Genomic DNA, 12,716 nt, shown 5'->3' with positions numbered 1-12,716 from the left:
CCCGGCTCCGCTTCGCCGATCGAGCGTCGACGCCGTCGCGTGGTGAGCTTCCCGACCACCACGAAGGCCAGGTCGAACAGCAACGCCAGGACGACGATCCCCAGCGTTCCGGTCAGCACCTGGTTCAGCGAGTTGACCGCGCCGAACCGGCCGAGCCCGTCGAAGATCTCGTTGCCGAGCCCGGGGCCCTTGACGTACGCGCCGATGGCCGCGATCCCGATGGTGATCTGCGTCGAGACGCGGATGCCGGAGAGGATCACCGGCCAGGCCAGCGGCAGCCGGACGCGCCACAGCACCCGCGCGCGACCGAGGCCCATGCCGTGCGCCGCGTCCACCACGGCCGGGTCGACGCCGCGCAGGCCGACGATCGTGTTGCGCGTGATCGGCAGCAGTGCGTAGAGCACCAGTGCGAACAGGACGTTCGTCAGCCCGAGTCCGAACGGGCCGATCAGGATGCCCAGCAGCGCGATCGAGGGGATGGTCAGGAAGGCCGCGGTCGTGGTGGTCGCCAGCGAGCCGAGCCACCGCCGACGGTAGGTGAGCACGCCGATCGTCATCCCGATCAGCACGGCCAGCGCCACCGCCGCGAGGGTGAGGTCCACGTGGAGGATCGCGTCGTTGACGACGTCGATCCAGTTCTCGCGGAGGTACTCGAACAGGCTCAGAGCCGCGCTCCTCGGGCGTCGCAGGGCGGAAAGTCACCCCCAGCCCAACACGTCCGCGTGGTCCTGTCCACCGCCGGGTTGATCCACCTGGCCGTATGCAACTCGTGGGTAGGTTGGTTAACCTCCGCCCGTGAGGTTCCCGGGTGCTGTGCTCACCGTGCTGTCCGCCATCGGTTTCGTGGTCGTTCCCGCCCCGTCCGCGTCGGCCGCGACCGACCCGCCGGCCTTCGTGGGGCCGCTCAGCACCCGCGGGCGCTACATCGTCGACGCGAACGGCGACCGCTTCAAGCTGAAGGCCGCCAACTGGCACGGCGCGAGCGGCACGTGGACCGGGTCGGGCGACGTCGACGACCCCGCGAACCACCACGCCGGCGAGATCGCCCACCAGACCCCGCTCGGGCTGGACCGCGCGTCGATCGACACCGTCATCGACGGACTCGCGCACCTGGGCCTCAACAGCGTCCGGCTGCAGTTCTCCAACGCGATGATCCACGACCCGAACCCGGTGCCCGACCTGCCGGCCAACCCCGGCCTGCACGGCTTGACGCCGCTGCAGGTGTACGACCGCGTCGTCGACCGGCTCACCGCGCGCGGGTTCGCCGTGATCCTCAACAACCACACCACGACGTCGCGCTGGTGCTGCGGGCTCGACGGCAACGAGCGCTGGAACACCGCGCAGTCCGAGCAGCAGTGGCAGGACGACTGGCTGTTCATGGCCCGCCGCTACGCCGCGAACAAGCGCGTCGTCGGCGCCGACCTGTACAACGAAGTCCGCCGCAACACCTTCGACGACCCGAACTGGGGCTGGGGCAACGGCACGGACTGGCAGCGCGCGAGCCAGCAGGTCGCCGACCGCATCCTGACCGAAGCCGACCGCGACCTGCTGATCATCGTCGAGGGCATCAACTGGACCGGCCTGCCCATCGACGGCTTCGCGCACGGACGGCCCACGCTGGAACCGGCCCGCACGCTGTCGCACACGCTCGTCGACTCCGGGAAACTCGTCTATTCGGCGCACTTCTACGGCTACACGGGTCCGAACCACTCGGGCGCGACCGGCATCGGCGAGACGCACGACCCGCGCTACCGCGACCTCTCGCCCCAGGAACTGCGCGACACCCTGTACCGGCAGGCGTTCTTCGTCGAGCAGGACACCGGGAAGCACTACACCGCGCCGCTGTGGATCAGCGAGTTCGGCGAGGGCCGCGGGACCACCGACGCCGCTTCCCGCGCGTGGTTCGAGAACTTCGTGGACTACCTCGCCCAGACCGACACCGACTTCGCCTACTGGCCCGCGGTCGGCTTCCAGACCAACGGCTCGGGAGACGGGTGGTCACTGCTCGCCTGGGACGCGGCCGGCCACCGCATCGACGTCCTGGACGGCAGCGACTGGCGTGGCCCGGCCTGGCAGCGGCTGGTGAACGCGCCGTCGCGCACCGGGCCGATCGCGCCGGCCGAGCACTGGTCGATGCTGAACCTGGACTACGCCGACTTCCAGGAGTCGCGCACGGTCCGCACGCTGGGCGATTGGGATTCGGGCGCGCGCAAGGGCGCCTGCCCCGACGGCCAGCGTCTCACCGGCCTGGCGCACACCGGTGGCCGCGGCCTGTGCACCGGCACGCTGCCCACGCCGACGGCTTACGCCGTGGTCCGTGACGAGTCCTATGTAGACATCGACTGGGCGTCGGGGTACTCGAAGGCGCAATGCCCGCCCGACCACGCGGTGGTCGGCTACAGCGTCCGGGGCGCGGCGGTCTCGGCGGTGCTGTGCGGCCGCTCCCCCACGCCGTTGGGCCACAACGGCCGCACGGTCTGGTTCGACCGCGGCGACAACCGCCCGGCGGGCGACCTGGGCGGAGACTTCGCTTCGGGAAACTACAAGGGACAATGCGCGCCGGGCGAGTACCTCGCCGGGGTGGCGTACACGGGCCGCGTCGGCTCGAACCGCACGCCTGACGCGCTGCTCTGCCGCTCGTGAACGGCCCCGGCCGGTGGGTCGCGCGGACCCACCGGCCAGGCACAGCACGCTCGACGCGGCGACAACCCGCCCGCCGACGCGTAGCCCTGCCGCTCCGAACGCCGGCCGGCCACAAGCGAGGCGGCCGGCCGCGAAGTCACACCAGCGAAGCCGTCAGCCCGCCGTCGAGGACGTAGTGGCTGCCGGTCACCCAGCTCGCCCGGTCGGACGCCAGGAACGCCGCCACCTCCGCGATGTCCTGCGGTGTACCGAGCCGGCCCTGCTTCGCCGCGACGAGGTCGCCGAACGGGACCTGGGTCGCCGCCTCGAAGTCGGGGACCAGGCGCTCGACCATCGCCGTGTCGGCGAAGCCCGGGCAGACCGCGTTGACGCGGATGCCGGCCGGGCGCATCTCCACCGCGGCGACGCGGGTCAGCTGGATGACCGCCGCCTTCGTCGCGCAGTAGGAGCCGAGCAGCGGGCTGCCGCCGACACCGGCGATCGACGCGATGTTGACGATGTTCCCCTTGGACTCCATCAGGTGCGGGGTCGCCGCCTTCATCGTCACGAACGTGCCGCGCACGTTGACCGCGAAGATCTTGTCGAAGCTCTCCGTGGACTGCTGCAGCAGCGGCGACGCGACCTCGATCCCGGCGTTGTTGACCAGGACGTCGAGACCGCCGAGCAGGTCGACCGCCTGCTGGATGGCCGACTGCACCTGGCCTTCGTCCGTGACGTCGCAGTTCGCGACGCCGGCGGCGCCGATCTCCTCGGCCGCCTGCTTGGCCGCGTCGGCGTTCATGTCGCTGATCACGACCTTCGCGCCGCGTTCGGTGAACAGCGCCGCGATCGCCTTGCCGATGCCCGCGCCGGACCCGGTGACGAAGACGCGCTTTCCCTCGAGTTCGGACATGCTGGTTCCTCTCACATCGCTTCGATCTTGGGCAGGATCTCTTCCTTGAGACGCTTCATGTCGTCGAGCGTCTTCGCAACCGGGACGTCCTGGAACGGCGGCCACAGGAACGGCATCGTCAGCCCGGCTTCCCGGTACCGCTTCAGCTGGTCGGTGATCTGCGCTTCCGACCCGACGAGCAGGTTCGTGCCCTTGCCCCGGGGGGTCTGGTCCATGTCCTGGTCGGTGATGACGAACCAGATCATGCTGGAGATCTCGAGGTCGTCGACGGACCGCTGGGTGTCGAGCTCGTCGAGCTCGCGCTGGATCTCGGTGCGCCACCGCTGGATGTCCTCGGGCGAGTCCTGGATCCCGATCCAGCCCGACAGGTTGTACTTGGCGATGCGGCTCGCGGAGCGCTTCGGGTCCTTCAGGCCGCTGAAGAAGATCGGCGGGTGCGGCTTCTGCACCGGTTTCGCCCCGAATCCGGCCGGCTCGAAGTCGGCGAACTCGCCGTGGTACTCGAAGACCTCGTTGGTCCAGATGCCCTGCATGATCTCGAGGGTCTCGCGCACGTGCTTGTGCCGCTTGGGAAAGATGTGCGCGGCGCTGGCGGCGGCGAACTCCTCCGGCATCCAGCCGGAGCCGACGGCGACGTTGAGCCTGCCGCCCGAGAGGTGGTCGATGGTGGCCAGCTCCGCGGCGAGGACGCCGGGCGAACGGTACGGCGTGTCGATGATGCTCATGCCGATCCGGACCTTCGACGTCTTCGCGGCGAGCCAGGGAAGCAGCGGCATGCCCTGGAGGAACTCGCCCCGCGAGCTCACCGGGAGTTGCTTGCCCATTTCGTCCAGCATCCCGAAGGGGTACTGCATCTCCCCCCGGTCCGAGGCCTCCGGCACGATGATCCGGTCGAGCGTCCAGACGGAGTCGAAGTCGAGGTCTTCGGCGAGCGCGGTGAGGTCTTCGAGCTCCCGGACGGTCACCTTGTCCCGGAAGTTCGGCAGGTAGAGCGCGAGTTTCATGGTCGGACAGCCTCCTTGCTGCGTTCGGTGAAGGTGGAGCGGATGTCGGCTTTCAGGACTTTGCCGACGGTGGAGCGCGGCAGCTCCGGCCAGATTTCGATCTGCTTCGGCGCCTTGACGCTGCCGATGCGGTCCTTGACGAACGCGATCAGCTCGCCGGTGTCCAGCTCCCGGCCGGGCTGCAGCTGGACGACGGCGGTGACGCGTTCGCCCCACTTGTCGTCGGGCAGCCCGATCACGGCGCAGTCGCGGACGGCGTCGTGGGCCATCACCGCCTGCTCGACCTCGGCCGAGTAGACGTTGAAGCCGCCGGTGATGACCATGTCCTTGGCGCGGTCGACGATGTGGAGGAAGCCCTCGTCGTCGAGGAAGCCGATGTCGCCGGTGTGGTGCCAGCGGTGGGCCGACGCCTCCGCGGTCGCCTCGGGGTTGCGGTAGTAGCCCGCCATCACCAGCGAGCCGCGCACGCAGATCTCCCCCCGCTCCCCCTGCGGGACGGGCCGCCCGTCCTCGTCGAGGATCGCCACCGTGACCAGCGGCGACGGGCGGCCGGCCGACGCCAGTCGTCCCGTGTGGACGGTGCCGTCGGGTCTCAGGTGGTCCGCGGGCGACATCGTCGAGATCATCATCGGGGCTTCGGACTGACCGAACAGCTGCGCCATCGGGCCGATCCGGGTGAGGGCCTCGGTCAGCCGGGCGGTCGACATCGGGGCCGCGCCGTACCAGAAGCACTGCAGGGACGACAGGTCCGTGCGATCGAGCGCCTCATGGCCGAGCACCATGTAGATCAGCGTCGGCGGCAGGAACGTGTGGGTGACGCGGTGCCGCTCGATCAGCTCCAGGAAGCGGCCGACGTCGGGTTTCGCCATGATCACGATCTCGCCGCCGCGGGCGAGGATCGGGAAGCACAGGACGCCGGCCGCGTGGGTCAGCGGGGCCAGGGCCAGGTACACCGGGCGGCCGTCGAAGGGGTAGCTCATCAGCGTGATCGCCGACATCGCCTCGAGGTTGCGGCCGGTGAGCATGACGCCCTTGGGGCGCCCGGTGGTGCCGCCGGTCCCGACCAGCGCGACCACGTCTTCGGGTTGCGCGGCTTCGACGGGGGGATCGGCCCGGGCCGCGTCGAGCCATTCCGGGAAGCCGGAGGCGAAGTCGTCGCCGTCACCGAGCCGGACGAGCGTGGTCAGCTTCGGCAGCTTCGGGGCGATCTGACGGACCAAGTCTTCGAAGCCGGGCTGGAAGATCAGGGTGGCGCAGTCGAAGAGGTCCAGGAGTTCGGCGTTCTCGCCGGCGGCGTTGCGCGGGTTGATCGGGCACCACACGGCACCCGCGCGGGCGATGCCGAAGACGCAGGAAAAGGCGGTCGGATCGTTGGCCGAGAGGATGCCGACCTTGTCCCCCGGCTGCACGCCCGAGTGCCGCAGAGCGCGGGCGACGGTCTCGGCGAGATCGACCACTTGGCCGTAGGACACGGAAATCCCGTCGAGGGTCAGGCAGGGCGCGTCCGGGTTCAGGGAGGCGCCTTTTTCCAGGTAGAAGTACAGAGACATCGTCGTCCCTCCCGAGCCGGGTCGGTCGCTGGACACGACCTTGGCCGCCGTTTGGACGAATGTCAAGATTTTCTTGGACGATTGGTCAGAGAACCGCTCGATGGTATCTTCGGCCGGTGACCAGCCCAGCCGCCGTGCGGCGCCGGACCAAGGTCGACAAGTTCGAGGACCGCCGCCGCGAACTCGCCGACGCGGCCCTGCTCGCCCTCGCCGACCTCGGCTACGCCCGCACGAGCCTGCGCACGATCGCCGAGCACACCAAGTTTTCGCACGGACTGCTGCACTACTACTTCGCCGACAAGGTCGAGCTGATCACGTACTGCGTGCGCCGGTACAAGGAAGCGTGCGTGAAGCGCTACGAGGGCGGAGTGGGCGGGGCGGCCACCCCGTCCGCGCTGGCCGAAGCGTGCGCGGACGGGCTGGCGGCGGCGCTCGAAGAGGCGCCGCTCATGCACCGGCTCTGGTACGACCTGCGCTCGCAGTCCCTGTTCGAGGAAGCCTTCCGCGACGACGTCGCCGAGATCGACGAGAGCCTGCAGGACATGATCTGGCGCAACGTCCGGGCGTACGCGGATCTGACCGGGATCGAGCCGACGTGCACGCCGTCGGAGGCTTACGCCCTGTTCGACGGCCTGTTCCAGCAGGCGCTGCAGCGGCACATCGTCGGCGATAAGGATGCGCTCGACGACCTGCGGCGCGGTGTGCGCAAGCTGCTGCCCCGCCTCGTCAGCTGAGCGGGACCACCATCCGCGCCAGCGGCACGTGGTGCTGCCCCGCGTGCATGTCCCGGTCCCGCAGCGACCCCTGGCTCACCGGCCGCGGGAACGAAATCTTCACGACGTTCAGCGACGGGATCCGGAAGATCTGGATCGTCCCCTCGTCGACTCGGTAGAGCGACGCCACCACGCGCTCGTTCAGGAACGTCTCGTCCGCCGCCACCCGGTAGCCGCCGGCGTCCCGCATGAACAGCTCCAAGGTCACCCAGAACGGGCCCGCGTTCTTCGACCGGACCTCGTGGGCCAGCTTCGCCAAAGTCGTTTCAGGCAAGGGACTTCCCCTCGAACTCGATCCGGAACAGGTCCAGTGGCGCGCAGTCGACGACGTGGTTCAGCACGAACTCGTACGCCGCGCCGCGCTCGACCTCGGCCGGGGACGACGCGAACGCGAAGCTCGGCAGGTAGTCCATCGCCGGGGTCGGCAGGTGCAGCATCAGCGGGTTGGCGATCTTGGCCACCGCCGTCGCCGTCGCCTGATCGGGCGCGTTGACCAGCAGCATCGCACCCACCTCGCGCGGCGGCCCGCTCTCCGGCTCCAGCTCGCCCAGCACCGCGTTGTGGCCGTACAGCCGCAGGTCGAACGCGTACTCGTCGTCGGCCAGGCCCAGCGTCTGGCCCACCCGCTGGGTGATCAGCGTGCGCATCAGCGACGCCCACTCGTCGATGTCGGCGAGCACCAGCGGGTCGCGGATAGCCGAGAACGACATCGTCTCGTACCCCGTGACCCGCGCGCCCTCCAGCTTGATCGTGTACTGGTCCGCGACGTGGAACCGCGACCCGGTGACCCGGACGATCCGGTCGTCGACGGCCGAGTACCGCGCCTCGCGGACGTCGAGCGTGCCGTCGGGCTCGCGCATCTCGAAGGGGTTCGCCGTCTCGTACAACATGTGCGCCGCCACCAGGATCGGCGTGCACGCCGCACTCGAGTCGAGCGGCTCGATCGTGAAACCGTCGGCGTCGATGGTCGCCAGGACGCCGCCCGCACGCGGGTTGTCCGTGCACTGGCCGCCGCATTCGACGATCTTGGCCGCGTGCCACGTCGGCCCGGCCGGCATGCCCTTCATCAGCGGGTACGCCGCCGCCACCGCCGTGTCGGTCGCGCGGCCGGCGAGCACCACCTGCGCCCCCGCGCGCAAAGCCTCGACGATCGGTTCGTGCCCCATCGCGCCGACGATGTGCGTGCAGCTCTCCAGGGTCTCCGCGGCCAGCTCTCCCAGTGGCGGCAACGGATGCACGCGGCCGGAGCCGAGGTGGTCCTTCAGCTCGGCCGCGTCCTGCTCGCTGTAGATCTTCGCGACCTTCAGGTCCAGGCCTTCCTCCGCCAGCACTTCGGCGGCGATCCCGGCGACCCAGTCGACGCCGGCGTCGGTGCCGCTCGTCCCGCACGAGCCCACGATCACCGGGATCCCGGCGCCCGCGGCGGCCGTGAACAGGCTGCGCAGGTCACGTGCCACGGCCTTGGCGGTCGTCTTGGCCTTTCCGGCGCCGAGGTAGTACGGGCCCGAGTCCGTCGATCCGCCGTCGATGCTGATGACGTCGGCGCCCAAGGCGATGCCGCGTTCGACCGTCGCGTGGTCCCAGCCCGCGCCGAGCATGCCGCTCGGCGCCAGCACACGCACCTTGTCCATGTCCCTCATCCCTCTCCGTTCACCACGTGCCGGGCCCGGCCTTCGAGGGTCGCGACCAGTTCTTCGGCTCCGCGCAGGCCTGCGGCCAAGCGCGCTTCGGCGGTCTGCCCGGCCAGATGCGAACAGACGACAATCCCGTCGACCCCTCGCAGCGGACTGTCGGCCGGCAACGGCTCCTCGCGCACGACGTCGAGCGCCGCGCCCGAAATCTCGCCGGAGAGCACGGCCGCGACGAGCGCGTGCTCGTCGACGATCGCGCCCCGGGCGGTGTTGACGAGCAGCGCCGTCGGCTTCATCTGCTTGAACGCCAGCGCATCCAGCAGTCCCCGGGTCCGGTCGGTCAGCGCTGTGTGCACCGAGACGTAGTCCGAAGTGGACAGCAGTTCGGGCAGCTCGACGAACCGGACACCCGGCCCACGCAGGCCGGAGGTGCAGACGACGGTCATCCCGAAGGCGCGAGCCAGCGGAACGACCGCCCGCGCCGAAGCCCCGTACCCGATGAGCCCGAGCGTCGACCCACGCAGTTCATGCCCGTCCTCGCGCGGCCACTTCCCCGCCGCCACACCGGAAGCGGACTGCACGAGCCGCCGCGCCCCGCCGAGCAGCAGCCCGAAGGTGTACTCGGCGACGGCGTTGGCGTTGACGCCGGGCAGGTTGCTGACGCTGATCCCGTGCCGGGCAGCGGCTCCGACGTCGATGGAGTCGTACCCGACGCCCGTCCGGACGATGACGCGCAGCTTCGGCGCGCGGGCCAGCACGTCGGCCGTCAGCGGCTCGTTGGCGACCAGCGCGGCGTCGATTCCGTCCAGGACGCCCACGAGTTGCTCGGGGTCGCGCCTGCCGGTCATCGGCGAGTACACGGTCTCCAGGCCGGCCTTACGGAGGTACGCATCCACCTCGTCGCCGGGACGCAGGTAGTCGGTGGTGATCAGCACACGGCTCACAAGACGCGCCCGTCGGAACGGCGCCGCTGCAGCGAAGCGACACGGGCCACCAGGAGCACCGCGATCACCGTGACGGCACCGACGTCGAGGAGCATGAACGGCCACCCGGTCACGTCGACCATGCCGCCGACCAGCGCGGGGCCGAGGAACCCACCGCTTGACCAGCCGACGGTGTAGAGGCCGGTGTAGGTTCCGAGCACCCGGGCCGAGGGCGCGAGGTTCCACAGGACGACCGCCATGTTGACCATGAAAGCCGCCGCGCCCGCGGCCGCCACGCACATGGCGACGACCGTGCCGGTCGGCGTCCGGACGATCGTGCCCAGCACCATCGCCGCGGCGAACACGGCCATCCCGATGAGGATCACCCGCAGCCGGCCGAAGCGTTCGGCGAACAGCGCGACCGGGTAGGCGGCCGCGAGGAACGCCAGCCCGCTGGGCAGGGTGAGCCCGCCGGCGTCGCCGCGGGACATGCCCAGCGTCTCCATGCCGTAGTTGGTGACGAGCGAGCGCGACGCGAACCACGCGCCGCCGAAGGCGAAGACGCCCAGGATGACCAGCAGCCGGCTGCGGTCGGCGTCCCGCAGGATGTCGAGCAGGACGTCCCGCATCCGTACCCGGGGCCGGGCGTCCTGTTCGGAGCGATCCTCTTCGAGCGCGGCCTGGTAGGCCGGGGACTTGCTGTCGCGCACCCGCCAGGCGAGCACGCCGACGGACACCAGCATCAGCGCCGCCGGGATCGCGAAGGACAGCTTCGGGAAGTCGTCGATCAGGAAGATGCTGATCAGCGCCGCGACGATCACCGTGATGCTGGAGGCGATCTTGACCGCCGCGTTGGCCCGGCTGCGCCGCTCGGGGCCGATGAAGTCCGGGAGCAGCGACTCGGCGATCGGCTTGAACGAGTTCGCGACGAGCGCGTAGCCGAACATCACCAGGACGAGCAACGGCAGCGAGACGGCGGCGTGCGGGATGACCACGAACAGCACGGCCGCCACCGGCATGCCGACCACGAGGTACGGGATGCGCCGGCCCCACGACGTCCGGGTGCCGTCCGAGCGGTTGCCCATCCACGGCTGGATGAAGATGCCGAGCAGGTTGTCCATCCCCATCAGCGCACCGATGAGCGCGGCGCTGCCGAGGTGCTCACGCAGCAGCGGCGGGACCTGCGAGTCGTAGAGGTTCCACGTCGACTCCTGCGCGAAGACCGCCAGAGCCACGAAGAACGTGATGCGTCCCGTCCGGACGCGCGGGGTGGTCGACGTCATGGCGGCCACCGTACTTTTGCTATAGCAAGATGGTCAATAGTTGCAAAAGGGTTTTGCCGTAGGCTGGCCGCATGATGGGTGAGGCATTGCAGACCGACACGCTGGCCGACCGCGTGTACCGCGCGATGCGCGACGCCATCACCACCGGCGAACTGCGCCCGGGCCAGAAGGTCACCGAACGCGGGTTCGCCGAGCGCTTGTCGGTCAGCCCGACGCCGGTGCGCGAGGCCATCCGGCGCCTCGAGCAGGACGGCCTCATCGAGCGGTCCGGCCCGCGCACGGTCAAGGTGGCGATGTTCGGCGGCGTCGCCGTCCAGGACCTCGCCGAGGTCGAGGTGGGCCTGCGCGGCATGGTGGCCCGTTTCGCCGCCCGGCACGCGACGCCCGAGCAGCTGGACGGGCTCGACGCGGTCCTCGACGAGGCCGACGACCTGCTCATCCTCATCAAGCAGCGCCACGAATCCGGGCAGGACGTGGCCAAGCACGTCGGCCGGCTCTTCGACGCCATGCAACGCTTCAACGGCCTCGTCGAGTCGTGCGCCGGCAACCCGGTGCTCGTCCGCCTGCTCGACCAGACCCGGGTGTTCTCCTACCCGGAACGGCGCTCGCGCGTGCTCGAACGCGTCAGCGTCGACGACACGTTCGGCCTGGATCGCTACGCGACCCACCGCGCGCTCGTCCGCGCGCTGCGGGCGGGCGACTCGGCGCAGGCCGAGGCGCTGGTGCTCGAAGACGCCCGCGGCGGACTCGGCGACCTGCTCGCCGGCGGTTCCTGACCGCTCCTCGGCCGGCCAGGCAAGCGCCCCAAGGTGGCCTTGGTTGCGTCTGACGCACCGAAGGCCGCCTTGGGTGCGTCAGACGCACCGAAGGCCACATTGGGGCGCTCGAGGCCGGCCGGTCAGGCCGTGATCCGGGTGGCGATCGCCGTGCCGAGCCCTTCCGTCGTCCCCGCGCCGCCGAGGTCGGGGGTGAGCACGGCCGGCTGCTCGGCGAGTACGCTCTCGATCGCGGCGACGACCCGCGCGGCGGCTTCCGGTTCGCCGAGGTGGTCGAGCATCAGCGCGCCGCTCCAGATCTGGCCGACGGGGTTGGCGATCCCCCGCCCGGCGATGTCGGGCGCCGAGCCGTGGACCGGCTCGAACAGGCTCGGCCAGGTGCGATCGGGGTTGATGTTGGCGCTCGGGGCGATCCCGATGGTGCCGGTGCACGCGGGCCCGAGGTCGGAGAGGATGTCGCCGAAGAGGTTGCCGGCCACGACGACGTCGTACGCCCGCGGGCTCAGCACGAATTTGGCCGCGAGGATGTCGATGTGGTCCTTGTCCGCGACGACCTCCGGGTACCGGGTGGCCATCGCGGCCGCACGCTCGTCCCAGTAAGGCATCGAGATGGAGATGCCGTTGCTCTTGGTCGCCCACGTCAGATGTTTGCGCGGCCGGGCGGCGGCGAGGTCGAAGGCGTAGCGCAGCACGCGGTCCACGCCGGTGCGGGTCATCACCGTCTCCTGCAGCACGGTCTCCCGCTCGGTGCCCTCGAAGATCCGGCCGCCGATGCTGGAGTACTCGCCCTCGGTGTTCTCCCGGACGACGAGGAAGTCGATGTCCCCCGGCCCGTGGTCGCGCAGCGGGGACCGCACGCCGCGCAGCAGCCGGACCGGGCGCAGGTTGACGTACTGGTCGAACCCGCGGCGGAACTTCAGCAGGCTGCCCCACAGCGACACGTGGTCGGGCACCACGTCCGGCCGGCCGACCGCGCCGAAGAAGATCGCGTCGAAGCCCGCGAGCTGCTCCTGCCAGTCCGGCGGCAGCATCTCGCCGTGCTCCAGCCAGTACTCGGCGGAGGCGAAACCGAATTCGGCGGTTTCGAGCGCGAAGCCGTGCGCGTCGGCCGCGGCGCGGAGGCACCGCAGGCCTTCCGGGACGACCTCGCGCCCGATGCCGTCGCCGGGGATGACCGCGATGCGGTAGTTCACGAGACGCTCCTCGAAGTGGGGTCCCTCCACTGTGGGCGGTGGCCCGGC

11 protein-coding genes and 1 pseudogene are annotated in these 12,716 nt (G+C 70.3%); 3 read left to right on the top strand and 9 right to left on the bottom strand.

The window, feature by feature from the left end:
* Positions 1-110: 110 nt before the first annotated feature.
* Positions 111-557, bottom strand: a pseudogene (locus AB0M59_RS01605) (ABC transporter permease); the annotation flags it as partial.
* 238 nt (positions 558-795) lie between these two features.
* On the opposite strand from AB0M59_RS01605, the gene AB0M59_RS01600 reads away from it, so the two are divergent.
* Positions 796-2,643 carry a cellulase family glycosylhydrolase gene (locus tag AB0M59_RS01600; protein WP_364606783.1) on the top strand — a complete coding sequence of 616 codons (1,848 nt, stop codon included), beginning with the start codon at positions 796-798 and terminating at the stop codon, positions 2,641-2,643.
* Between the two features lie 136 nt (positions 2,644-2,779).
* On the opposite strand, the gene AB0M59_RS01595 is transcribed toward AB0M59_RS01600, so the two are convergent.
* The 3 genes from AB0M59_RS01595 to AB0M59_RS01585 are packed head-to-tail and all read right to left on the bottom strand — an operon-like array spanning position 2,780 to position 6,089.
* Positions 2,780-3,535, bottom strand: coding sequence for an SDR family oxidoreductase (locus tag AB0M59_RS01595; protein ID WP_364606780.1), 756 nt, complete (start codon positions 3,533-3,535; stop codon positions 2,780-2,782).
* Between the two features lie 11 nt (positions 3,536-3,546).
* Positions 3,547-4,539 carry an LLM class flavin-dependent oxidoreductase gene (locus AB0M59_RS01590; protein WP_364606777.1) on the bottom strand — a complete coding sequence of 331 codons (993 nt, stop codon included), beginning with the start codon at positions 4,537-4,539 and terminating at the stop codon, positions 3,547-3,549.
* Positions 4,536-6,089, bottom strand: a complete 1,554-nt coding sequence (locus AB0M59_RS01585; protein WP_364606774.1) for a long-chain fatty acid--CoA ligase — start codon at positions 6,087-6,089, stop codon at positions 4,536-4,538. The genes AB0M59_RS01590 and AB0M59_RS01585 overlap by 4 nt, the downstream gene beginning before the upstream one ends.
* Positions 6,090-6,205: 116 nt before the next feature.
* Here AB0M59_RS01585 and AB0M59_RS01580 point away from each other — a divergent pair, with 116 nt between their 5' ends.
* Positions 6,206-6,823 (top strand): TetR/AcrR family transcriptional regulator, encoded by a 618-nt coding sequence (locus tag AB0M59_RS01580; RefSeq protein ID WP_364606772.1) that lies wholly within the window; start codon positions 6,206-6,208, stop codon positions 6,821-6,823.
* Here AB0M59_RS01580 and AB0M59_RS01575 read toward each other — a convergent pair.
* The 4 genes from AB0M59_RS01575 to AB0M59_RS01560 are packed head-to-tail and all read right to left on the bottom strand — an operon-like array spanning position 6,816 to position 10,699.
* The gene (locus tag AB0M59_RS01575) at positions 6,816-7,136 is read right to left on the bottom strand and encodes a DUF4387 domain-containing protein (RefSeq protein ID WP_364606769.1); all 321 of its coding nucleotides are present in this window, start codon (positions 7,134-7,136) and stop codon (positions 6,816-6,818) included. The genes AB0M59_RS01580 and AB0M59_RS01575 overlap by 8 nt on opposite strands.
* Positions 7,129-8,493, bottom strand: a complete 1,365-nt coding sequence (locus AB0M59_RS01570) for an acyclic terpene utilization AtuA family protein (protein WP_364606766.1) — start codon at positions 8,491-8,493, stop codon at positions 7,129-7,131. The genes AB0M59_RS01575 and AB0M59_RS01570 overlap by 8 nt, the downstream gene beginning before the upstream one ends.
* 5 nt (positions 8,494-8,498) lie before the next feature.
* Entirely contained in the window at positions 8,499-9,428 is a 930-nt protein-coding gene (locus AB0M59_RS01565) for a phosphoglycerate dehydrogenase (RefSeq protein ID WP_364606763.1), read from the bottom strand.
* A gap of 5 nt (positions 9,429-9,433) precedes the next feature.
* The gene (locus AB0M59_RS01560) at positions 9,434-10,699 is read right to left on the bottom strand and encodes an MFS transporter (RefSeq protein ID WP_364606760.1); all 1,266 of its coding nucleotides are present in this window, start codon (positions 10,697-10,699) and stop codon (positions 9,434-9,436) included.
* Positions 10,700-10,770: 71 nt separating this feature from the next.
* Between AB0M59_RS01560 and AB0M59_RS01555 the strand changes: the two genes are divergently transcribed.
* A complete protein-coding gene (locus AB0M59_RS01555) occupies positions 10,771-11,475 on the top strand; it encodes a GntR family transcriptional regulator (RefSeq protein ID WP_364606758.1) in 705 nt (234 codons plus the stop codon).
* Between the two features lie 122 nt (positions 11,476-11,597).
* Here AB0M59_RS01555 and AB0M59_RS01550 read toward each other — a convergent pair whose 3' ends face one another.
* Positions 11,598-12,668 carry a tartrate dehydrogenase gene (locus tag AB0M59_RS01550; RefSeq protein WP_364606755.1) on the bottom strand — a complete coding sequence of 357 codons (1,071 nt, stop codon included), beginning with the start codon at positions 12,666-12,668 and terminating at the stop codon, positions 11,598-11,600.
* Positions 12,669-12,716 lie beyond the last annotated feature (48 nt).

This window comes from Amycolatopsis sp. NPDC051371 (assembly GCF_040682155.1).
Lineage (GTDB): Bacteria > Actinomycetota > Actinomycetes > Mycobacteriales > Pseudonocardiaceae > Amycolatopsis.
This window is presented reverse-complemented; position numbering and strand designations above follow the sequence as displayed.

Bases quoted from the DNA above. Each gene is read 5' to 3' on its own strand.
- AB0M59_RS01595 (WP_364606780.1), bottom strand. From the start codon at position 3,535: ATGTCCGAACTCGAGGGAAAGCGCGTCTTCGTCACCGGGTCCGGCGCG.
- AB0M59_RS01570 (WP_364606766.1), bottom strand. From the start codon at position 8,493: ATGGACAAGGTGCGTGTGCTGGCGCCGAGCGGCATGCTCGGCGCGGGC.
- AB0M59_RS01585 (WP_364606774.1), bottom strand. From the start codon at position 6,089: ATGTCTCTGTACTTCTACCTGGAAAAAGGCGCCTCCCTGAACCCGGAC.
- AB0M59_RS01555 (WP_364606758.1), top strand. From the start codon at position 10,771: ATGATGGGTGAGGCATTGCAGACCGACACGCTGGCCGACCGCGTGTAC.
- AB0M59_RS01560 (WP_364606760.1), bottom strand. From the start codon at position 10,699: ATGACGTCGACCACCCCGCGCGTCCGGACGGGACGCATCACGTTCTTC.
- AB0M59_RS01590 (WP_364606777.1), bottom strand. From the start codon at position 4,539: ATGAAACTCGCGCTCTACCTGCCGAACTTCCGGGACAAGGTGACCGTC.